The sequence below is a fragment of the Propionibacterium australiense genome (assembly GCF_003666605.1).
GTDB classification, from domain to species: Bacteria; Actinomycetota; Actinomycetes; order Propionibacteriales; family Propionibacteriaceae; genus Propionibacterium; species Propionibacterium australiense.
This window is the reverse complement of the sequence record NZ_RCIV01000016.1, coordinates 22,171-42,722: the sequence shown is the minus strand read 5'-3', so window position 1 is coordinate 42,722 and position 20,552 is coordinate 22,171. Positions and strand designations below refer to the sequence as shown.

The 20,552-nt window shown below is 68.3% G+C and carries 18 protein-coding genes; 3 read left to right on the top strand and 15 right to left on the bottom strand.

Features of this window, described 5'->3' with window-relative positions; all coding sequences use genetic code 11:
- Nucleotides 1–349: 349 nt before the first annotated feature.
- The 11 genes from D9T14_RS10565 to D9T14_RS10525 form a co-directional block, all read right to left on the bottom strand.
- The gene (locus D9T14_RS10565) at nucleotides 350–1,396 is read right to left on the bottom strand and encodes a zinc-dependent dehydrogenase (RefSeq protein ID WP_119162483.1); all 1,047 of its coding nucleotides are present in this window, start codon (nucleotides 1,394–1,396) and stop codon (nucleotides 350–352) included.
- A 5-nt stretch (nucleotides 1,397–1,401) separates the two neighbouring features.
- Nucleotides 1,402–3,375, bottom strand: a complete 1,974-nt coding sequence (locus D9T14_RS10560) for a PTS mannitol transporter subunit IICBA (protein WP_119162482.1) — start codon at nucleotides 3,373–3,375, stop codon at nucleotides 1,402–1,404.
- A 541-nt stretch (nucleotides 3,376–3,916) separates the two neighbouring features.
- Nucleotides 3,917–4,342, bottom strand: a complete 426-nt coding sequence (locus tag D9T14_RS10555; protein ID WP_119162481.1) for a heat shock protein transcriptional repressor HspR — start codon at nucleotides 4,340–4,342, stop codon at nucleotides 3,917–3,919.
- Nucleotides 4,343–4,350: 8 nt separating this feature from the next.
- Nucleotides 4,351–5,505 (bottom strand): molecular chaperone DnaJ, encoded by a 1,155-nt coding sequence (dnaJ, locus tag D9T14_RS10550; RefSeq protein WP_119162480.1) that lies wholly within the window; start codon nucleotides 5,503–5,505, stop codon nucleotides 4,351–4,353.
- A gap of 69 nt (nucleotides 5,506–5,574) precedes the next feature.
- Nucleotides 5,575–6,264 (bottom strand): nucleotide exchange factor GrpE, encoded by a 690-nt coding sequence (locus D9T14_RS10545; RefSeq protein ID WP_119162479.1) that lies wholly within the window; start codon nucleotides 6,262–6,264, stop codon nucleotides 5,575–5,577.
- A gap of 228 nt (nucleotides 6,265–6,492) precedes the next feature.
- Entirely contained in the window at nucleotides 6,493–8,343 is a 1,851-nt protein-coding gene (gene dnaK / locus D9T14_RS10540; RefSeq protein ID WP_119162478.1) for a molecular chaperone DnaK, read from the bottom strand.
- A gap of 565 nt (nucleotides 8,344–8,908) precedes the next feature.
- Nucleotides 8,909–9,067 (bottom strand): hypothetical protein, encoded by a 159-nt coding sequence (locus D9T14_RS13695; RefSeq protein WP_170175773.1) that lies wholly within the window; start codon nucleotides 9,065–9,067, stop codon nucleotides 8,909–8,911.
- 34 nt (nucleotides 9,068–9,101) lie between these two features.
- Nucleotides 9,102–10,181 carry a zeta toxin family protein gene (locus D9T14_RS10535; protein WP_119162477.1) on the bottom strand — a complete coding sequence of 360 codons (1,080 nt, stop codon included), beginning with the start codon at nucleotides 10,179–10,181 and terminating at the stop codon, nucleotides 9,102–9,104.
- The gene (locus D9T14_RS10530; RefSeq protein ID WP_119162476.1) at nucleotides 10,178–10,447 is read right to left on the bottom strand and encodes a hypothetical protein; all 270 of its coding nucleotides are present in this window, start codon (nucleotides 10,445–10,447) and stop codon (nucleotides 10,178–10,180) included. The genes D9T14_RS10535 and D9T14_RS10530 overlap by 4 nt, the downstream gene beginning before the upstream one ends.
- Nucleotides 10,448–10,687: 240 nt before the next feature.
- Nucleotides 10,688–10,837, bottom strand: coding sequence for a hypothetical protein (locus D9T14_RS13690; RefSeq protein WP_183085918.1), 150 nt, complete (start codon nucleotides 10,835–10,837; stop codon nucleotides 10,688–10,690).
- A 110-nt stretch (nucleotides 10,838–10,947) separates the two neighbouring features.
- Entirely contained in the window at nucleotides 10,948–11,304 is a 357-nt protein-coding gene (locus tag D9T14_RS10525; protein WP_119162475.1) for a pyridoxamine 5'-phosphate oxidase, read from the bottom strand.
- 359 nt (nucleotides 11,305–11,663) lie between these two features.
- Between D9T14_RS10525 and D9T14_RS10520 the strand changes: the two genes are divergently transcribed.
- Both D9T14_RS10520 and D9T14_RS10515 read left to right on the top strand, forming a co-directional pair.
- A complete protein-coding gene (locus tag D9T14_RS10520) occupies nucleotides 11,664–12,398 on the top strand; it encodes a Rossmann-like domain-containing protein (protein ID WP_119162474.1) in 735 nt (244 codons plus the stop codon).
- 636 nt (nucleotides 12,399–13,034) lie between these two features.
- The gene (locus D9T14_RS10515; RefSeq protein WP_119162473.1) at nucleotides 13,035–13,823 is read left to right on the top strand and encodes an endonuclease domain-containing protein; all 789 of its coding nucleotides are present in this window, start codon (nucleotides 13,035–13,037) and stop codon (nucleotides 13,821–13,823) included.
- Between the two features lie 215 nt (nucleotides 13,824–14,038).
- On the opposite strand, the gene D9T14_RS10510 is transcribed toward D9T14_RS10515, so the two are convergent.
- From D9T14_RS10510 to D9T14_RS10495, 4 genes are all read right to left on the bottom strand, one after another.
- Nucleotides 14,039–15,148: an NADH:flavin oxidoreductase/NADH oxidase gene (locus tag D9T14_RS10510; protein WP_119162472.1), complete on the bottom strand. Its 1,110-nt coding sequence runs from the start codon at nucleotides 15,146–15,148 to the stop codon at nucleotides 14,039–14,041.
- 382 nt (nucleotides 15,149–15,530) lie between these two features.
- Nucleotides 15,531–17,105, bottom strand: a complete 1,575-nt coding sequence (gene gadC, locus D9T14_RS10505) for a glutamate/gamma-aminobutyrate antiporter GadC (RefSeq protein ID WP_197720600.1) — start codon at nucleotides 17,103–17,105, stop codon at nucleotides 15,531–15,533.
- A gap of 11 nt (nucleotides 17,106–17,116) precedes the next feature.
- The gene (gad, locus tag D9T14_RS10500) at nucleotides 17,117–18,541 is read right to left on the bottom strand and encodes a glutamate decarboxylase (RefSeq protein ID WP_119162471.1); all 1,425 of its coding nucleotides are present in this window, start codon (nucleotides 18,539–18,541) and stop codon (nucleotides 17,117–17,119) included.
- Nucleotides 18,542–18,825: 284 nt separating this feature from the next.
- A complete protein-coding gene (locus tag D9T14_RS10495) occupies nucleotides 18,826–19,752 on the bottom strand; it encodes a LysR family transcriptional regulator (RefSeq protein ID WP_119162470.1) in 927 nt (308 codons plus the stop codon).
- 271 nt (nucleotides 19,753–20,023) lie between these two features.
- On the opposite strand from D9T14_RS10495, the gene D9T14_RS10490 reads away from it, so the two are divergent.
- Entirely contained in the window at nucleotides 20,024–20,422 is a 399-nt protein-coding gene (locus D9T14_RS10490) for a VOC family protein (protein WP_119162469.1), read from the top strand.
- Nucleotides 20,423–20,552 lie beyond the last annotated feature (130 nt).

Below are 20,552 nucleotides of genomic sequence, written 5' to 3'. Positions count from 1 at the left end.
GTCAAACCCGCAGTCCACCACGTGGACAGACCGTCACGACCGGTCCGCAGTGACGCCCGGCGAGCCGGGGCCTCACGTCGACCTGGCTCCGCTCGGGGACGGCGGAAGACCTCGTCTCGGACGATGTCGTCCGATGAGCGACCGGCCCCTGCGCGCGGGCGGCCGCCCCCATACGGGAACGGACGCTGCCGGGCGCCGGCACGACACGCCGGCAGCCCCACCGCGGCCCTCACGTCATGGGCCGGGCGAACGGTCACGACATGCAGAACTCCCGTCCTCCTGCCCACGGCAGGGGGAACGGGAGTTCTGTGCGGTCACACGGGCATCACCCGTGCGATGGAGCCGAGCGTCAGGGCTCGACGGTCACCTTGATGGCCTCACCCTTGGCCACGATGTCGAAGGCATCGAGGGCGTTCTCCAACGGGATGTGGCGGGTGATGAGGTCGGCGACGGGCACCTGACCAGAGGCGATGTAGGCCAGGGCGCGCTTGTTGTGCTCGGGGGCCGAGCCGTTGGCGCCGTGGATGTGCAGCTGGCGGTAGTGCACCAGATTGGAGTCGCAGGTGATCGTCGGGTTGGTCTTGGGCAGCCCGCCGAAGAACGAGATGCGGCCGTTGCGGGCAGCCATCGCCAGCGCCTGCTCCTGCGCCACGTTGGCCGGGGTGGCGGTGATGATGACGTCGGCGCCGCGGCCGTCGGTGAGCTCCATCACCTTGGCGACGACGTCCTCGACCGAACCGTCGATCGTGATGTCGGGGCTGACGGCCTGGGCGGACATCGCCAGCCGCTCGGCGTTGATGTCGATCATGACGATCGTCCCGGCCTTGTGCACGCCGCGGGCGATGCGGGTGTGCATGCAGCCGATCGGGCCGGCGCCGAAGATGACGACGAAGTCGCCCTCCTCGATGCCGAGCTGCTCCTGGGCGTTGATGGCGCAGGCGAAGGGCTCGGCGGCGCTCGCCTCGTCGTAGCCGACGCCGTCGGGGATCTTGTTGAGGCCGTCGACCTTGAGCACCTCGGCCGGCACGATCATGTACTCGGCGAAGCCGCCGTCGTACTGGTAGCCGACACTGGTCTGGTTCTGGCAGACCTGCATCCAGCCCTTCCGGCACTCGTGGCACTCGCCGCAGGGCACGGCGGCTATCGACTGGACGCGGTCGCCGATCTTCCAGTCGCCGGCCACCTCGGCGCCGATCTCGACGATCTCGCCGGCCACCTCGTGGCCCATCGTCGTGACGCGGGTGATGTTCGGGTGCCCGTTGTGGAGGATCTTCACGTCGGTGCCGCAGGTGGAGCAGTTCTTCACCTTGATCTTGATCTGGTCGGGTCCGCACTCGGGCTCGGGGACGTCCTCGAGCCGCACGTCCTCGGGGGCGTGGAAACGCAGTGCCTTCATTGTGTTCAGTCCTCCTCCGGTGCAAGGAGTTCCTGCACCTGTTCAACGGTGGTGGCGGTGCGCAGCTGCTCCGCCCTGTTCTTGTCGGCCAGCACACTCGCGAGCGCTGACATGATGCCGATGTGCTCGTCCGAGGCCGAGGCGATCGGGATGGCCACGTAGCACGTCTTGCCGTTCCAGTCGACGCCGTCGGGGAACTGCAGGAAGCCCAGGGCTGCGCGCTTGATGTGGGCGCGGGCCTCGTTGGTGCCGTGCGGGATCGAGAAGCCCTCACCCATGTAGGTGGACACCTGGCCCTCACGCTCGATCATGCCGTCGATGTACTCGGGACCGGCGGCCTGGACGTCGACGAGCACCTGACCGGCCTGACGGACGGCGTCCTGCTTGTCGACGGCGCTCAGGCCCAGCCTGATGGCCTCGGCGGGCAGGATGTCGGGCGCCAGGGACTTCTTCCTGCGAGCGGCCCGGGCGGCTGCGACCGCCACGGCCGCGTCGCCGTCCCCGGACACCTGTGGCGCGGTGTCCGCGGCACCGGAGCCGGCGCCTTCCTGCGCGGACCGGATCTTCTCCTCGACCTCGGTGAAGACCGGGTCGCCGACGTAGTTCTTGAACGGGATGATGGCTGCCTGCGGCACCTTGGCGTGGGCCCGTTCGGCCAGGCCCTCCTGGGTGAGGACGACGGTGGCGTCGGACGGGATCGAGTCGATCGGGGTGTGAACGACCTCGACGCCGTAGGGGGCCAGCTTCTTCTTCATGGTCGAGGCGACCATGACCGAGGAGCCCATGCCGGCGTCACACGCCACGACCAGCCTGGTGAGGGCGGCGGCGTCGAACTCACCGCTGGCGACGGCTGCCGCGGACTCGGCGGCGGTCGCCTCGGCCGCGACGGCGCCGCCCTCCTCGATAGCGGCTGCCGCCTCGTCCTTCTTCTTGTCGGGACGGATGAGGACCGCTGCGACGAGGAACGAGACCACTGTGGCGACGAGGAAGTCGGCGATCATCGGCAGGTAGCCGCTGCGCGGGCACATGAGGAACCAGGCGATGATCGAGCCGGGCGAGGACGGGCCGGACAGGCCCGCGCCGAGCAGGGAGCCGACGGCCAGACCGGACATGGCACCCGCGATGGTGGCGAGGATCGTCTTCGGCTTCATGAGCACGTAGGGGAAGAAGATCTCGTGGATGCCGCCGAACAGGTGGATGATGACCGCGCCGGGCACCGACTGGCGGATGTGCTTGGCGCCGAAGGCCCAGTAGGCCAGCAGCAGGCCCAGGCCGGGGCCGGGGTTGGACTCCACCATGAACAGGATCGACTGGCCGGCCGAGTGCACCTGTTCGGTGCCGAGCGGGGTGAGGATGCCGTGGTTGATCGCGTTGTTGAGGAAGAGCACCTTGGCCGGCTCGACGAGGATCGAGGCGAACGGCAGCATGTGGTGGCTGATGAGGAAGTCGACGCCGGTGGCCATCCAGCTCATGAAGAGGTTGACCAGCGGACCGATGCCCTGGTGGCCGAGGATGGCCAGGACCAAGCCGAGGATGCCGAGCGAGAAGTTGTCGACGAGCATCTCGAAACCGGAGGGGACCCTGGTGTCGAGGAAGCCGTCGATCTTCTTGAGCAGCCAGGCCGCCAGGGGGCCCATCACCATGGCGCCGAGGAACATGGGGATCTCGGCGCCGACGATGACACCCATCGTCGCGATCGCGCCGACCACGGCGCCCCGGGTGCCGTGGATCGTCCGGCCGCCGGTGTAGCCGATGAGCAGCGGCAGCAGGTAGTTGAGCATGGGATCGCTCAGCGTGACGAGGTTCTCGTTGGGGATCCACCCTGTCGAGATGAACAGGGCCGCCACGAAACCCCAGGCGATGAAGGCCCCGATGTTCGGCATGATCATCCCGGCGAGGAAGCTGCCGAAGCGCTGGATCGAGGCGCGGACGCCTCTGCCCTCAAGGTTCTTGTTGACGGTTGCGTCAGGTAGAGACATCGAATCTCCTGATGAACGGTGCCGCGAGCGGCAGGATCTGCATTGATCTGTGTTCGATTGTGGTTGTGTTGGTTTGTGTTGTCAAGCCCTGTCAGGAAGAAAGCATTCCCTTGTAACCTCCCCGCAACCTCCCCTGAAACCAACACAACCGGACACTCGTTCAACGAAACCGACTCCGCAGTCAGCCCACCTTCGACCGGCGGGGCAGGGCGCCGTCGCAGCGCACGCTGGGCGCAGGAGACACCAGCCCATCGCGACGCCTGGGTCGGGCAAGGACGGGATGCCCCACTCGCGCGGGAAACCACGTGAGAGTCACGGGGGCGGGAGTGCAGAGGGCGAGGTCATCCGCTCACACGCGGAAACCAACCGTGTGCGGCGGTGAGGGACGCCACGGTCGCCGGCGCCGCACAGCTGTCACCGAGCACCACCGCCGGGAGACTGGGCGGAGCGGCTGCCCACCGCCTCCGGTGATTGGCCCCCGCGGCCGACGTACAGCACCGCGCGAAGGGCGGCCAGCCGCCGGCGCCACGCCACCCGGAGGTCACATCTCGATGGCGCGCGGCCTGGGGGGACGCCGGTAGCGGCTGTAGTCGACCTCACCGCCGGGCCCGGCCAGGAAGACCCGCTGGACCTCCTCCTGCACCTCGGTCATCCGGGCCATGAGCTCGGCCATCTGGTCGAGCTTGCGCTGCATCTGGTCGAGTTCGTCCCGCATGTCGATGATACGGCGGATGCCGTTGAGGTTGATGCCCTCCTCCTGCGAGAGCTGCTGGATCAGGCGCAGCCGCGAGATGTCACGCGGCGAGTAGCGCCGGCCCCGCCCCTTCGCGCGCCGGGGCACGACAAGACCCATGCGGTCGTAGCCGCGCAGGGTCTGCGGGTGCATGCCGGCCAGCGATGCCGCGACCGAGACGGTGAAGATCGGGGCGTCCGGGTCGATGACCTGGGGCAGTCTGTCCTCGAGCATCGCTCACCTCACCTCATCGCTGCCTTCGCCGCCAGATGTGCCCTCGGGTCCGGTTCGTTGACCGCCTTGACGTAGTCCTCCAGTGCGGCGCGCGCGGCGTCCGAGAGATGCGGGGGCACCTGCACCCCGACGCTCACGAGCAGATCGCCGTGCCCACCTCGGGCCTTGCTGATGCCCTTGCCGCGGACGCGGAAGGTGCGCCCGTTGGGGGTGCCGGCCGGGACGCGCAACCGCACGCTGCCGCCCTCCAGGGTGGGCACCTCGATCTCGGCGCCGAGCGCGGCCTCGGCGTAGGTGACCGGGACCGTGACGGTGAGGTTGTCGCCGCTGCGACCGAACAGCGGGTGCGCCGCGACATGCACCTGAACGTACAGGTCACCGGGCTCTCCCCCGTGCTCGCCCTTGCTGCCCTTGCCCTTGACGCGAATGCGCTGGCCGTCGGTGACGCCCGCCGGGATCCGCACCTGCATGGTGCGCTGGCTCTTGGCCCGGCCCGAGCCGTGGCAGTTCGTGCACGGGTCGTCGACGATCATGCCGCGGCCGCTGCACGTCGGGCAGGGCTCGGTGAGACCGAAGACGCCCTGGGCGCTGCCGGTCTGCACACCGGAGCCCTGGCAGTTGGGGCAGACCCGCGGGACGGTGCCCGACTTGGCGCCGGTGCCCCGGCAGGACGGGCAGGCCTCGTCGGAGACCATCTGCATGCCGACCGTGGTGCCCTTGACCGACTCGCCGAAGCTGATCGAGACCTCCCCCTCGACGTCGGCGCCGCGACGGGCGTGGCGGACGTTCGTGCGGCGGGCGCCGCCGGCGTTGAACAGGCCGCCGAACAGGTCGCCGAGCCCGCCGTCGCCCACGCCGCCGGTCATGTTCCGGAAGACGTCGTTGACGTTGGTGCCACCTGTGCCACCGGGGCGGGTGAAGTGGAAGCCGCCGCCGGCGCGCAGCTCGTCGTACTCCTTGCGCTTGGCCGGATCGGCCAGCACGTCATGGGCCTCGGACGCCTCCTTGAAGCGCTCCTCGGCCTTCTTGTCGCCCGGGTGCTGATCAGGGTGGTTCTCGCGGGCGATCCTGCGGAACGCCTTCTTGATCTGCTCCGGCTTGGCGTTCTTGGAGACGCCCAGGACCTTGTAGTAATCCTTCTCGAGCCAGTCCTTCGTGCTCATCGTGGCGCCTCCTCACTGCGTCTCGTGGTCATCTCGCCGGGCCGTGACGGCCGGGTCGCGAGCGCGTCCCTAGTCACCGGCCGGTTCGTCGCCGGTCGCCGAGACCTCGTCCGCTGCCGGCTGCCCGGCCTCACCGTCACCGGGCTGTTCGCCGTCCTCGCCCGTGGGTACGGCGACGACGACACGCGCCGGGCGCACGATCGTGCCGCCCAGCTCGAAGCCCTTCTGCATGACCTCGTGGATGGACATCTCATCATTGCCGGGCACGGGCATCTGCATGAGGGCCTCGTGGCGGCGCGGATCGAACTCCTCGCCGGGCTCGCCGAAGGCGACCAGCCCGTGCCGGGTCGTGACCCTGGCGAGTTCGTCGGCGACCAGCTTGAAGCCGCCGGTCAGCTCGCCGTGGGCCTCGGCCTGGACGATGGCGTCCAGCACCGGCATGAGATCGCGGACGATCGACTCGACACCCTGGTTGCGGGCGACGTCCCGGTCACGCTCGACGCGCTTGCGGTAGTTGACGTACTCGGCCTGCAGTCGTTTGAGGTCCTCGGTGCGTTCGGCCAGCTCGGCGCGCGCCGCAGTGAGCGGGTCGGCCGGCTCCTCGGCCGCCTCAGCGGCGGCATCGCCCGCGGCGGGCTCGGCGGCCGTGTTGTCAGCGGTCCTCGCGAGGAACTCCTCGGGTGTGAGACCGGCGAACTCCTCACCGATGCCCTCGGCGGGCTCGTTCTGCTCGGCGCCCGGGTCCGGGGTCTGGGTCATGTGGTCGCTCCTCGTGGCGGTTGCACCGGCTGCTGGTCCGGTGTACGGCGGCCGTGCGGGGGATGAACCGCACGGCCTGTGGGCACTTCTTCAGTTTCACTCCCGCCCGGCGCCGGGCCGGAGTCGGCGGGCCGGGAGGCCGTCCGGGTGACTGGACGGCCTCCCGCGCTGGTCGGCTGGGGATGCGCCCTCAACGCAGCCCCAGCGCAGCCTGCAGACGTCCGACGATCACTTGTCGTCGTCGACGATCTCGGCGTCGACGACGTCACCGTCGTCACCGCTGTCGCCGCTCTCACTCGAGCCGCCGTCACCGGCGGGGGCCGAGGCGGCAGCGGCCTGGGCCGCCTGGTACATGGCCTGACCCATGGCCGAGGCCTTCTGATTCAGGTCCTCCATGGCGGAGCGGACCTCGTCGTCGTTGTCGGTGCCTTTGAGGGCTTCCTTCAGCTTCTCGACGGCCTCGGTGACCGGCGCCTTGACGTCGTCGGAGATCTGCTCGGCGTTGTCGGCCAGCAGCTTCTCAGTGCGGAAGACGAGGGAGTCGGCCTCGTTGCGCATCTCGACGGCCTCGCGGCGCTTCTTGTCGGCGGCCTCGTTGGCCTCGGCGTCCTTGACCATGCGGTCGATCTCGTCCTTGCTCAGGGCCGAGCCGCCGGTGACGGTCATCGACTGCTCCTTGCCCGTCGCGGTGTCCTTGGCGTAGACGTGGACGATGCCGTTGGCGTCGATGTCGAAGGTCACCTCGATCTGCGGCATGCCGCGCGGGGCGGGCATGAGTCCGGTGAGCTCGAAGTTGCCGAGCGACTTGTTGTCGCGGGCGAACTCGCGCTCGCCCTGGTAGACCTGGATCATCACCGACGGCTGGTTGTCCTCGGCGGTGGTGAAGATCTCCGAGCGCTTCGTCGGGATCGTCGTATTGCGCTCGATCATGCGGGTCATCACGCCGCCGCGGGTCTCGATGCCCAGGCTCAGCGGCGTGACGTCGAGCAGCAGCACGTCCTTGACCTCGCCCTTGAGCACGCCGGCCTGCAGGCTGGCGCCCATGGCGACGACCTCGTCGGGGTTGACCGACTGGTTCGGGTCCTTGCCGCCGGACAGTTCCTTGACCAGGTCGCGCACGGCGGGCATACGGGTGGAGCCGCCGACCAGGATGATCTGGTCGATGTCGCCGACGCTCGTCTTGCCGTCCTTGAGGACCGAGCGGAAGGGCTCGCGGCAGCGGTCCAGCAGGTCCTGCGTGAGACGCTGGAACTCGGCGCGGGTGAGCGTCTCCTCCAGGTGCAGCGGACCGGCCTGGTTGGCCGTGATGTACGGGATGTTGATGTTGGTGCTGGTGGCCTGGGACAGCTCGATCTTGGCCTTCTCGGCGGCCTCCTGCAGGCGCTGCTTGGCCATCTTGTCGTTGGCCAGGTCGACGCCGTTCTTGTTCTTGAACTGCTCGACGAGCCAGTCGACGATGCGCTGGTCCCAGTCGTCGCCGCCCAGGCGGGCGTCACCCTTGGTGGCCTTCACCTCGAAGACACCGTCGGAGATGTCGAGCAGCGAGACGTCGAAGGTGCCGCCGCCGAGGTCGAAGACGAGCACCGTCTGCTCCTGGTCGGCCTTGTCGAGGCCGTAGGCCAGGGCCGCGGCGGTGGGCTCGTTGATGATGCGGTCGACGACGAGGCCCGCGATCTCGCCGGCCTCCTTGGTGGCCTGGCGCTCGGCGTCGCCGAAGTAGGCCGGGACGGTGATGACGGCATTCGTGACGTCCTCGCCCAGGTAGGCCTCGGCGTCGCGCTTCAGCTTCTGCAGCACGTAGGCGCTGACCTGCTGGGGACGGTAGTCCTTGCCGTCGACCTGGGTGGTCCAGCTGGTGCCCATGTGGCGCTTGACCGAGCGGATGGTACGCTCGGGATTGGTGACGGCCTGACGCTTGGCGACGTCACCGACCAGGACCTCGGCGTTCTTCGCGAAGGCGACGACCGACGGGGTCGTGCGCGAGCCCTCCGCGTTCTGGATGACCGTGGGCTCACCGCCCTCGAGAACGGCGATGACCGAGTTGGTGGTGCCCAGGTCGATGCCTACTGCACGAGCCATTGTTGTTCCTCCACTAGTGGGACGGTCCTCACCGCCCTCTTCCCTACGTGTCCGGGCCACGCCTGGGGCGAGACCTGAACGAATGTTGAATTGTCCGGGCCGGCTACGCCGGGCTGCTGCTCGCATCCGGCCCGCAAGCCTTGCCCACTCTCATGTTGCGTCCTGCACCCTTCAGAGCGACATTTCGTTGAGTGTAGCGCACTCAACTCGTTGCGTTGAGTGCACCTGGCTCAACCGTTTCATGACGAGGATTATTCCTGACCAGCGGCCGTGCCGCGGGGCATTCCGCAGATTCCCGCCGCCACCGGGCCGGTCGATCCAGTACGTCACGTGGCCTCCGGCGCACCCGGCGTCACCTTCACTGGTGAGGCCCCGAGCAGTCCACCCGTGATCAAGATCGGGAGCGGCGTCGCCTCACCTCCGGCTCAGCGACCCACGAATCATTGCACGGTGAGGCCCGGCCACCAGAACTCCCACCCCACATCAGGGCCACCCGTACCGGCTGGATCTCGAATGGTTTCGATGACCACTCGCTCCGTCTCGGCGATCCTGTCGAGTGCTCGGGTCACCAGCGTGTCACCGGGACGCGGGTGCTCATGCACGCGTCCCACTGCGAGCGGTCTGCAATGCGGCTCGGCTCGCCAAGGCCAGTGAACACGCGCTCCACGCCGGCGGGCCGCAACTCGGCCATCCGGGCCTCGGGGTTCTGCTCACAGGTGCTCACTCGCGCACACCCCACAAAACAACTCGCGCCAGCCTCACATCCCCGGCTCCAGCCCACTGCCCCGGTCAGGCATGGCCGGCCCCCTGTAACGCGGCGATGAGCCTCGCTGCGATCCGGCCCGCGGTGGCTGCGGATAGGACGCACCCGCCGCCGAAGGGCCCGTGCTTGCTGCTCGGGCCGCAGCACTCAGCGTCATCGCCGCCGCACTGGCTCGCGCAGGCTCCTCCGGATAGGCACGAGCCACAACCGCACGGGCATCAGTCGTGCCGATGCGCTCAACGGTCGACAACAGATCAGGATCCTGTTGTCCCAGCCCACGCACCCGCTCGATCTGATCCCGCGCCAACTCGATCCAGGAGCGCGCAGCTGCGGGCGTCATGTGATCGATGCTCCGCGCGCGCTCGAACGCGGCTCCGGCCTCCCGGCCGGCCTGTTGCAGCCCCGCATCACGAACGCCGAAGTAGCTTCGATCGAACGACACCACGCCAGTTCTGTCCTCGATCACGAAATGATCGACTGAGCCCGACTGCACCAAGCCCTCAATCGTGGGTCCTGCCCGCATGTACGCCTCGTCATGCGCAGCCGCGGGAGTCCACCGCCCCGCACCCGTCGCCTCCACCTGGGCCACATAGCGTTCGACGGTCGCCAGTCGTGACACCTCATGCGGCACCGCAACCGTGCGCAGCTCAACGACATAGCCGGCCTCTCGGAAGGATGCGATCGTCTTCGCCATCGCATCCGGCGAACGCAATGTCGTCTCGATCAAGACGTCTGCCCGTTGCTCACGCAGATAGTCCGCAGCCATCCCGATCCAGCGCCCCGACGCCTGCGCAGTGGCTCCCGGCATCGCCAGCGGATCATCACGCATCAGCCGCGCATAGTCGGGATGGAACTGCCGCAGATCGTCACCAATGATCGGCACCAGGGCCTGCCGAGACTGCGCAGCGCGCTCGTTCGCCCGGCTCTTGCCCGCGCCCGGCTGACCTCCCACATAGACAAGAACGGGCGGCCATGACGAGCCACCCCCTGCTTGCTCTCGCAGGTCCTCGAAGTACGGGACCACCCGCCGCTCAAACCTCGCCCTGAGCTGCTCCTCAGTCAGCTCGTCACTCATGTGAGGACCGGGGCCTGCAACGGCATGTCCGCCAGCGCTGCCCGAAGCTTCGCAGTGTGCTCCTCAATGGCGGAGCGGCTGTCGGGGTCGACCGCCCGGGCCTCACGCATCACCCTCAGGTGCTCGGCCCGCCAGTGCGCCTCGTCCGCATCGGACCTCGCCTGATCCATCCACTCGACATAACGCCCGCTGAGCTGCGTCGCCAACTCCCGCATCACGTCGTAGAGCATCGGACTGAAATCCCGGTCACTCCCCTCAGCACCCATCACGTCTCCTCTTCTCCCTTGGCCCCGCCAGTTTAGCTAATCAACCAGAAACGGTTCAGAAGTGATTTCGGCGCATCGAGGTTTCGGCGGCGAGTTTCGGGGGATCGGTGCACGGCGTGGCGAGCACTACGAGCCGGCCCCGTCGACGACCGCACCGGAAACGATCATCAACAGTCCAGCCTCTTGATGCGGCCGAGGCGGGTGAGTCCGACACGGCGTAACACGTCGGTCGGCGTACCGTCACTGCCGATCCGAGAGCTCCCCGGTCATCGGCAGCAGCGTGGTCGCCCAGGTGATTTTCTCCGGCTCGTCGACAAAATCGCCCCACTCGGGAACGTCGTCCCGGTAGACCCCGACACCGGCGTCACATTCAGAAGAGATCTGGCGCACGATCCCAGCAAACCAAATCGACCGCCCACGGCCCCGGCGGGCGCGGTGTCACCTGCCAGGGATGCTCTCCACAGCAGGACCCACGCCCACGGCCCCGGCGGGGCTCGGAGTCACCAGGCCCAGTCGGGGCCATCGGCGTGTGTACCGGGACGGTGCAGCACGGCGTGGTCGAGGACGACCCGGATGTCCTGACCATCGACTCGCCCCCAGCCGTCGACGACGAGACTGTGACCGTGGTGCACCGACGACGGCCAGACGAGGGTGACGAGGGGGTTCTCTGCGACCCGGCGCAGACCGGCCGGGTGGGGCGAGACGATGACGATCTCGACGCCGTCGGCCGAGTCCTCGGTGCGGGCGTCGACGGTGAGCACGCGCGGCCAGCCGTCCGTCACCGGCGTCACCATGACGGCCGAACCGAAACGAGCCAGCACACCGGCCAGAACCTCACCTGGAACCGGAATGGTCATCGTCGCCCCTCCCCCGGGAACACCGATCAACGGTGAACACACGCAACCGGCCGCCCGCTCCGGACGTCACCACGACGGCCGAACCAAAACGAGCCAGCACACCCGCCGAGACCCCACCAGGAAACGGAATGGTCATCGTCAACTCCTCCCCGGGAACACCGATCGGGTCACCGCTGTCACCGACCCTGCCGGCCTGCGGCCTCGGCCAGGCATCGGCCGAGAACTGGGACGGTGCGCCGCCGCGGCACTGGTGCAGGCTGGAGCAGGAGGCCGAGGCATACGGATGCATGACACGATAGCGGGGTCGTGTGCGGCCGCGGCGAGGCGAGGAGGGCCGCAACCCGGACGGAAGGCATGCCATGGCGAACCCCTGGCATCTGTACGAACAGCTCATCGCCGGCGTGCCGGCCGGCATCACGGTGACGCGAGCGCTGGTGAACCGCTGGACGGTTGTCGGCACCGATGCCGCCACGATGGGGGTCGCCATGACCTGCCACGGCGGCCCGCGGCTGCCTGAACCGATGATCATCGGCGCCGAGCTGCGCGAGGTGGCCGCGCTCGTGACGAGCTGGGATCTTCGGCTGGCGAGCCTGGGCACCGCGGCGCTCAACGCCTGGTACGCCCAGCCGGCGCGGCTGGAGGGGATGCCCGGGCTGGTCTGGGACGAGCAGGCCGACTGTGCCGCGCGGCTCGTGCCGTCATTGGCGTCGCGGCCGAGTGCGGTCGTCGGGCACTTCCCGTTCACCGAGCAGCTGACCGAACGGACCATCGTCCTGGAACGCCGCCCACGCGGGGATGACCTGCCCGATCCGGCCTGTGAGTACGAGTTGCCGGGGCGTGAGTTCGTCGCGATCACCGGTTCTGCCCTGACGAACAAGACCCTGCCGCGTCTGCTCGAGCTCTGCTCCGGCGCGCGGGTGCACCTGGTGGGGCCGAGCACTCCCCCGGCGATCGGGGTCTACCCGGCCTGCGTCCGGGAGTTCGACGGCACGGTCGTCGTCGACCCCGATCGCTGCTTCCAGCAGGCCGGGATGGGTGCACGCCGTCTCGCTGGCTCCCCCGCACTCCGCAGATTCGCCCTGCCGACCCCCTGACCACCCCGCTCACCCTGCGATTCCATTTCACCCTGCGATTTCCGCCAATCCTGCAATTCTTGCGAAAAGACACACAAAAACCGCAGGACCAGACCACTGGGACGGAATCACCACCAACTCACCCTGCGATTCCCGTCCACCCAGCGATTTCCACCCACCCTGCAATTCTTGCGAAAAGACACACGAAAACCGCAGGGCAAAGCCTATTTCACCGCTGTCAAGCTGTTCGCCCACGCACAGCGCCACAGCTTCGTCATGCGTTTCTTGCGTAATGACTCACGAGAACCACAGGCTGTTGGCCGTGGTGTTACCACCGAGGTAGTGAAACGCGGGGTGATGAACTTGCAGGTCTCGCCCTGCGTATGACGGTTGCGCGGATGGTTCGGACACCCCGATTGTCATTGATCGGGGCTCGCCTGTGTATGACGGTTGCGCGCGGACTCGCGTTGTACACAGGCCCAGCCCGGCTGATTACCGGGAGTCCGTCCGGCACACAGTGCGTGCATGCGACGTCAAGCCATCCTACCCGCCCGTCTCATCTCCCTTACCAACGCACAAGGCGGATGTCTCACCAGAGGGCAGTGCCTCGCAGCCGGGCTCACCCCTGGGGAGACGCGAGGTCTGGCACGAGACTGGGTGACTCTCGCCCACGGCGTCTACTGCATCAAGGAGCCCACCTGGCAGTCCCGGGCCTGGGCGGGCCTGCTGTGCTGTCGCGGCAGCGCGATGATCGGCGGTGCTGCGGCCCTTTATCTCGACGGTGCACTCAGCGACGAGCCCGCCTCGATCCTCGTCTGGCGCACCCACACGGCCCGGCGCACGAACTGCCCGCACATCATCTTCCGCGAGGGTTCACGCCCCTCTCACGGACACCTGGCCCGCACCTACCCGGAGGACAGCATTCTCGATTTCGCCCGCGGCGCCTCACAGGGGGAGGTCATCGATCTCATGGGGCGGGTCATGCGTTCTGGGGTGACGACACGAGAGCGTCTTCTGGAGACCATGGCAGGCCGGACCCGGGTGAGTCATCGGAGGCTCATCACGGAACTGTGCACGGATCTGATCGGGGTCGACAGCCCGTTGGAACACCGCTTCGAGAAGAACGTGGTGGAGGCCCACCGGCTCGTGCGTCCACTGCGGCAGGTGTCGGTTCTCTTCGCACGGTTCGACTGCTACTGGCCGTGGTACGAGCTCGCTGTCGAACTGGACGGCGAGCGGTACCACAAGAACCGCCGTTTCCGCGACATGGAACGCGACAACATCAGCGCCGCTCAGCTCGGCATCGTGACGCTCCGCTATGGCTGGACCGATGTCGTCGAGCGTCCCTGCGACGTCGCTGAGCAGATCGCCGCAGCGCTGCGCCGCGGGGGATGGACGGGGCAGACCACCCGCTGCCCCCGTTGCCGTACTGCCTCGACAGGCTAGTCCTGCGGTTCTCGTGCGTCTTTCCACAAGAACCGCAGGACATGAGAATCGCAGGGCGGACTGACTCGCAGAGCAGACTGGCCGTGATACTGCCTCAGCAGCCTGGTCCTGCGGTTCTCGTGCGTCTTTCCACAAGAACCGCAGGACGAGCGCTGTCGAAGGCCGAAAGTCGGGCGGGAAAAGTCGGGCGGGAAAAGTCGGGCGGGAGATGACCGTCAGTGCTGCCAGGCGCCGCGGAAGCGCTGCGGCGCCCAAGGGGCCTGCTCGTTGGGAAGGCCCAACTCGTGAGCAGCGCGCAGGGGCCAGTTGCTGTCGCGCAGGGCTGCCCGCCCGAGGTCGACGGCGTCGGCCCTGCCCTCGGCGAGGATCTGCTCGGCTTGGGCGGGGTCGTCGATGAGACCGACGGCGACCGTCGGGATGCCTGCCTCGCGGCGAATCCTCTCGGCGAACTGCACCTGGTAGCCGGGAGCGAGCGGGATGTCGGCGCCGGGCAGCCCGCCGGAGGAGGCGTCGATCGCGTCGACGCCGATCTGCTTGAGCTGCCCGGCGAGTTCCACCGCATCCTCCGGCGTGAAACCCCCGGGATTCCAGTCGCTGCACGTGAGGCGAACGAGAACCGGCTTGTCGTCGGGGAACACGGCACGCACGGCGCGGGCCACCTCGAGGACGAGACGGGTCCGCCCCTCGGCGTCACCGCCCCAGCGGTCGGTGCGGTGGTTCGTCAGCGGCGAGTAGAACTGGTGCAGCAGATAGCCGTGGGCGCCGTGGATCTCGACGGTGTCCAGGCCGGCCGCGTCGGCGCGACGGGCGGCGTCGGCGAAGTCGGAGATCACCCGGGCGATGCCGTCCTCGTCCAGCCCGTTGACGCGCACGGTGGAGCCGTCCAGGGCGGTCAGGGTGTCGTCCTGCGGGCCGACGGGCTCCCAGCCGCCCAGCGCCGCAGGCACCACGCCCTGGGGGACGCCGGGCCACCACTGGTTCGTGCTGGCTTTGAAGCCGGCATGCCCGAGCTGAACGCCGAGAGCGGCGCCGTGGGCGTGGACGAAGTCGGCGATGCGAGACCAGGCGGGAACCTGGGCGTCGTCCCACAGGCCGAGGTCGAAGGGGGTGATGCGGCCGACGGGCTGCACGCCGCTGGCCTCGGCGATGATGAGGCCGAAGCCACCGATCGCCAGGGAACCGTAGTGGACGAGGTGGTAGGTGTTCGGCATGCCGTCACGGGTCTCCACCGAGTACTGGCACATCGGCGGCACCCAGGCGCGGTTCCGCACGGTGAGCCCGCGGAGGGTGAGCGGTTCGAACAGGAGTGGGCGATCACCGGCCATGAGCTTCCCCTCTTCTCGGCGTGTTTCCAGTTCATGCCATTGTGCCAAGCCACGGGCATATCACCATCTGCGCATCGCGAGAATTCCTCCTCGAACATGAGCGGGACGCGTCCGGAGTTCATGCGATACGGGCCGAAGTTCAGACAGCTGCGCACATGGCCGGAACGCACCCCGGAGTTCACGGAGCCGAGCCGAGGACCAAGCAGCCGCACACACGGCCGGAACACACCCCGAAGTTCACGGAGCCGAGCCGAGGACCAAGCAGCCGCACACACGGCCGGAACGCACCCCGGAGTTCACGGAGCCGGGCCCGGGCCACCGCAGATTCCAGGGATCCTGGATGATCGGCCGGCGGCTCGGGCCCGGTGTCGGCGGGTGCGACTCAGACCACGTCGGTGCTCCTCCGGGACGCGTCAGTGGCCCTTGGGGGCGCATCAGTGGTCTTCCGGGACACGATCGCCGTCTCGATGATCCTCCGCGCGACCACCGCGTCACCGACCGGCTCCGACTTCGGCGGGTTCACCAGGATGGCGTCGCCGGTGGCGTGATCGGGTTCCAGGCACCAGCCCGGTTTGCGCAGCGCGTAGAACAGGAGCGGCGGCACGCCGAGCACGACGATGACCACGCCCACCACGAGGCCGTAACCGGTTGTACTGAGCCCGGTGAACCCGGCCGGGCGGATGAACGACAGGACGAAGGCCGCGGCGCAGGCCACGAAGCCGACACCGGCCACCAGCCTCATCGCCGGCGTGCGGTAGGTGCGCTTCACCTGGGGCCGCGTCGTCCTCAGCCGGATGGCGGCGGCGAACATGAGCATGTACATGATGAGGTAGAGCGCGGCGGCCATGTCGATGAGGGTGACGAAGGCCGTGTTCCCGTTGGGGATCACCACGAACAGCAGCGCCAGGATCGTCACGATGAGGCCCTGCAGCACGAGGATCGAGCGCTGCACGCCGGCCCTGTTGCGCCGCTGGAGCAGCGGAGGCAGCAGCCCCGTCCTGGCTGCGGCGAGCAGGCCCTTGGACGGCCCGGCGATCCAGGTGACCACGGAGGCGAAGGCGCCGAGCGCGATGAGCAGCGACATCACCGGCGTGCCCCAGGCGATGTGCCAGTGGTCGAAGAAGGCATGGAAGGCCAGGTTGATGCCGTCCACGACACCGAGGCTGCTCTGCGGGACCGCGACGGCGATCGCGAGTGTCGGCAGGATGAGGATCGCCAGGATCATGAGCGCCGAGACCACGACCGAGCGAGGGTAGCCCCGCCCGGGATCGGCCATCTCGTTGGCGTGCACCGCGTTCACTTCCATTCCGGCGTAGGCGAGCACGTTGGACACGATGAGCACGATGGACGCCAGGCCGGTCCAGGGCGGCAGCGCCGCCCCTGCCGTCAGCGGAGTCTGCGAGGGTGTGCCGGTGGCCAGCCAGGCCACGCCGAAGACGATGAGCAGCAGCGCCGGGAAGATGGTGCCCAGGATGCCGCTCCACGAACCCACCTTGGCGAAGAGATTGCCGCCCGCCAGGGTGATGAAGGTGGACACCCAGTAGAGCGCGATGATGACGACGGCCACGTAGAGCCCGTTGTCGGCCAGTTCCCCGCGGTTGACCACGTAGGACAGGCTCACGGCGATGAAGGCGATCTGGGTGGGGTACCACACGACGTTCTGCACCCACTGCAGCCAGATGGCCAGGAAGCCCCAGCGTTCACCGAAGGCCTCACGCACCCAGATGAACACGCCCCCCTTCCAGCCGGTGGCGAGCTCGGCGGCCACCAGCGCGGTGGGGATGAGGAACAGGACGGCGGGAATGATGAACAGCAGCACCGAGGCCAGCCCGTAGCTGGCCATGGCGGGCAGGGAGCGGAGCGAGGCCACCGCCACCACGGTGAGCATTGCCAGGTTGAAGACGGACATCGCGGCGGGCCGGCGGGCCGCACCGGAGCCGGTTGCGTTGGTTGACATCGCACTTCTCCTCAGTGGTGGAAGGCAGCGGGCCGGTCCGCCTCGTGGGGCAGCGGCCCGTCGAGCCGATCGAGATAGGTGACCTCGGCACGCAGGTCCTCGAGGAAGGCGCTGGCCAGGTCGTGGCTGAGCCCGTTGCGAACGACGATCCGCTGCACGGTGACGTCGGTGAGGTCGTCGGGCATCGGGTAGGCGGGCACCAGCCAGCCCTTCATGCGCAGCCGGTCGGACAGGTCGTACAGATTCCACTTGTCCGTGTAATCTGCCCGCAGCCGCCAGGCGAACACGGGGATGTCGGAGCCGTCGTTCCACAATTCGAAGGGGCCCATCGCGGCGATCTCCCCGGCGAGGTAGCGGGCCACGTCACGGCTGTTTGCCTGCACGCGCTGGTAGCCGTCGAAGCCGAGCCGCAGGAACATGTAGTACTGGAGCAGCACCTGGGCGCCCGGGCGGGAGAAGTTGAGCGCGAAGGTCGGCATCTGCCCGCCGAGATAGGAGACCTCGAAGATGAGCTCGGCCGGCAGGGCCGTCTTGTCGCGCCACACCACCCAGCCGATGCCGGGGTACACCAGCCCGTACTTGTGGCCGGACGTGCTGATGGACGCCACCCGGTCGATGCGGAAGTCCCAGACCAGGTCGGGATGCACGAAGGGGGCGATCATGGCGCCCGAGGCGCCGTCGACGTGGATGGGGATGTCGAGGCCGGTGCGTTCCTGGATGGCGTCCAGCGCCTGGGCTATCCGGGCGACGGGCTCGTACATGCCGGTGTAGGTGACGCCCATGATCGCCACCACGCCGATGGTGTTCTCGTCGACGTAGTTCTCGAGCCCGTGGCCGTCGAGCACCTTGTGCTCCTCGCTGATCGGCACGAGCCGGGGCTCGACGTCCCAGTAGTTGCAGAACTTCTCCCAGCACACCTGGACGGCGCTCGACATGATGAGGTTGGGTCTGTCGGTCGACTTGCCGGCGGCCTTGCGGGCCTGCTGCCAGCGGCGCTTGAGGGCCAGGCCGCCGAGCATGCAGGCCTCCGAGGAACCGATCGTCGAGGTGCCGATGGTGTGCTTCGGGTCCGGGGCGTGCCACAGATCGGCGAGCATCGTCCAGCACCTGGTCTCAATCTCGGCGGTACGCGGGTACTCGTCCTTGTCGATCATGTTCTTGTCGGCCGTCTCCAGATAGAGGCGGTTGGCGTGCTCGTCCATCCAGGTGCCGACGAAGGTGGCCAGGTTGAGCCGGGCGTTGCCGTCGAGCATCGCCTCGTCGTGGACGACCTGGTAGGCGGTCTCCGGCAGTGCCTCCGTGCTGGGGAAACGGAACTTCGGCAGCTCGGAGGCCTCGCCGGGACGGGCGAAGAGCGGGTTGAGCTCGCTGGCTCCCGGGTCCTTGGCGGAGGACAGGGCCTGTGTGACAGGGCACTGAGAATCTGGTCGTGACATGTTGAAAACTCCTCTCAACAAGTGGTGCTTGCCCGAAGGTTTTCACCAATGTGCGTTCCGTGCCACGAGAAGCACCTATCGTCCGATAGCCCCCATCTATCAGGGTTAAATCGGGGTACATCATCAGGGTTGACTCGGGGCTCGAGCGCATGCCGGGACCGTCCGGCCGCCCGACGCGCGGTTCAGCCCCGGAAACGCCCGTTGGCCCGCGGTGGCGCCCGCTCGGCGGCACTGGCCCCGAAGCCGGAACGCCCGCGCCACTTGCCGCCCGCTCGGCGGCACCGTCAGCCGACGCCCGGCGCGCGGGAGCACACGCTGACCGCCGAGGAGACCAGCGCCTCGACGACCGGGCTCATGGGCTCACCGGAGTGGTGTGCCAGCACGATCCTGGTCTGCACGACCGGTTCGACGAGTTCGAGGAGCGCCAGGTCGGTCACCTGCCCGGAGTCGAGCACCCAGCGGTCGGGAACGATACTGGCCCACCGCCCGGTGTTGACGAATCCGAACAGCGAGGCCACCGAGTCGGTCTCGATGGTGACGTGCGGAACGGCCCCGGAGGCCTCGAAGGCCCCGATCATGGGGGACATGCCGTGCAGCGAGGTGCCGAGCATCACCAGCGGGTAGCTGGCGGCCTGCGCCCAGGTGATGGACTCGGCGCTGTCGTCCACCATGTGCTGGGGTGCGAGGAAGGCCCAGGTCTCGTCGTAGAGCGGCCGGTAACGCACCATCTCGTTCCCCACCGGGTAGCAGATGCCGGCGTCGAGATCGTAGGTGGAGATCTGGCTGATGACGTCATTCGTGGACAGCATCGACTCGATGTGCACCTCGACGAGGGGGTGCTCGGCGCAGAACCTGTCGAGCACCCTGGCGACCGTGGTGGTGGCGGCCGGGACGACCCCGACGCGCAGCGTCCCGTTCAGACCAGCGCGCAGGACCGCGGCCGCGTCGTGCAGGGCCCGGCGGTCGTCGACCATGCGCTGCGCCCAGACCACCAGGCGGCTGCCCTCGGGGGTGAGGCCCTGGAAGGTGTGGCCCCTGCGGATGAGCGGCATCCCGAGTTCCTGCTCCAGCCTGCGCACACCGTCGGAGAGGGTGGGCTGGGAGACCCCGCAGACCTGTGCCGCACGGGCGAAATGGCGTTCGTGCGCCACCGCGACGAAGTACTCCAACTGTTTGAGGAGCATGCGGTCCTCAGCCTCCCACCCGTCCATTCATAAATAGATGAGAGTTTAATCACTCGCGCACTGGTGCCAGCTGTGCCGCGGATGTGATCGCCCTGTCGACACAGCACCGAGCCTCCGCCTCGGGCCGGGCGGCAGCGCACCGCGGACGACCTGCGCTACGCCTCCCGGACCGGAACGGTCCTGCCGGGCCCGTCACCCTTCGCGGCGGCGCAGGCGCAGCGGCTCACCGGCCCGGGCTCACGAAGGGAATGACAGCGCCCCTTCCCCGATCGCCGGCACTCATGGTTCACTCGGAGCCATGAGCGCTAACCCCGGCATCGTCGGCATCCATCACATCGGCATCACCGTCACCGAGCTACCGGCCAGCGTGGAGTGGTTCGTCAGCGTTCTGGGAGCCGAGAAGGTGGCTCAGCTCGACATCGGTCCGATGTCCAAGGCCATGATCCGGCTCGGGGACGTGATGCTCAGCCTCGTGAGCCACGGGCCGGCAGGGATATCCGGGCCCTTCGACGAGCACCGAGTGGGACTGGACCACCTGAGTTTCGCGGTGCCGAGTACCGGCGCGCTGAAGACGTGGGCGGGCCGGCTCGACGGCGCCGGGGTGGAGCACAGCGGCATCGTTGCCGGCGCGACGGGCTCACTCATCGCCTTCCGCGGCCCCGACAACATCGCACTGGAGTTCTACACGCTCAACTGACCGGCACGCCCGCCCCGGACCCGGACCACCAACCGGCCCGGGGAAACCGGGGAGAACGGGCAGTGCGATACTCGGGTCGACAACTGAACAACACGAGCAGCCACCGAGGCGACAGGAAGCCGGGAGAAGC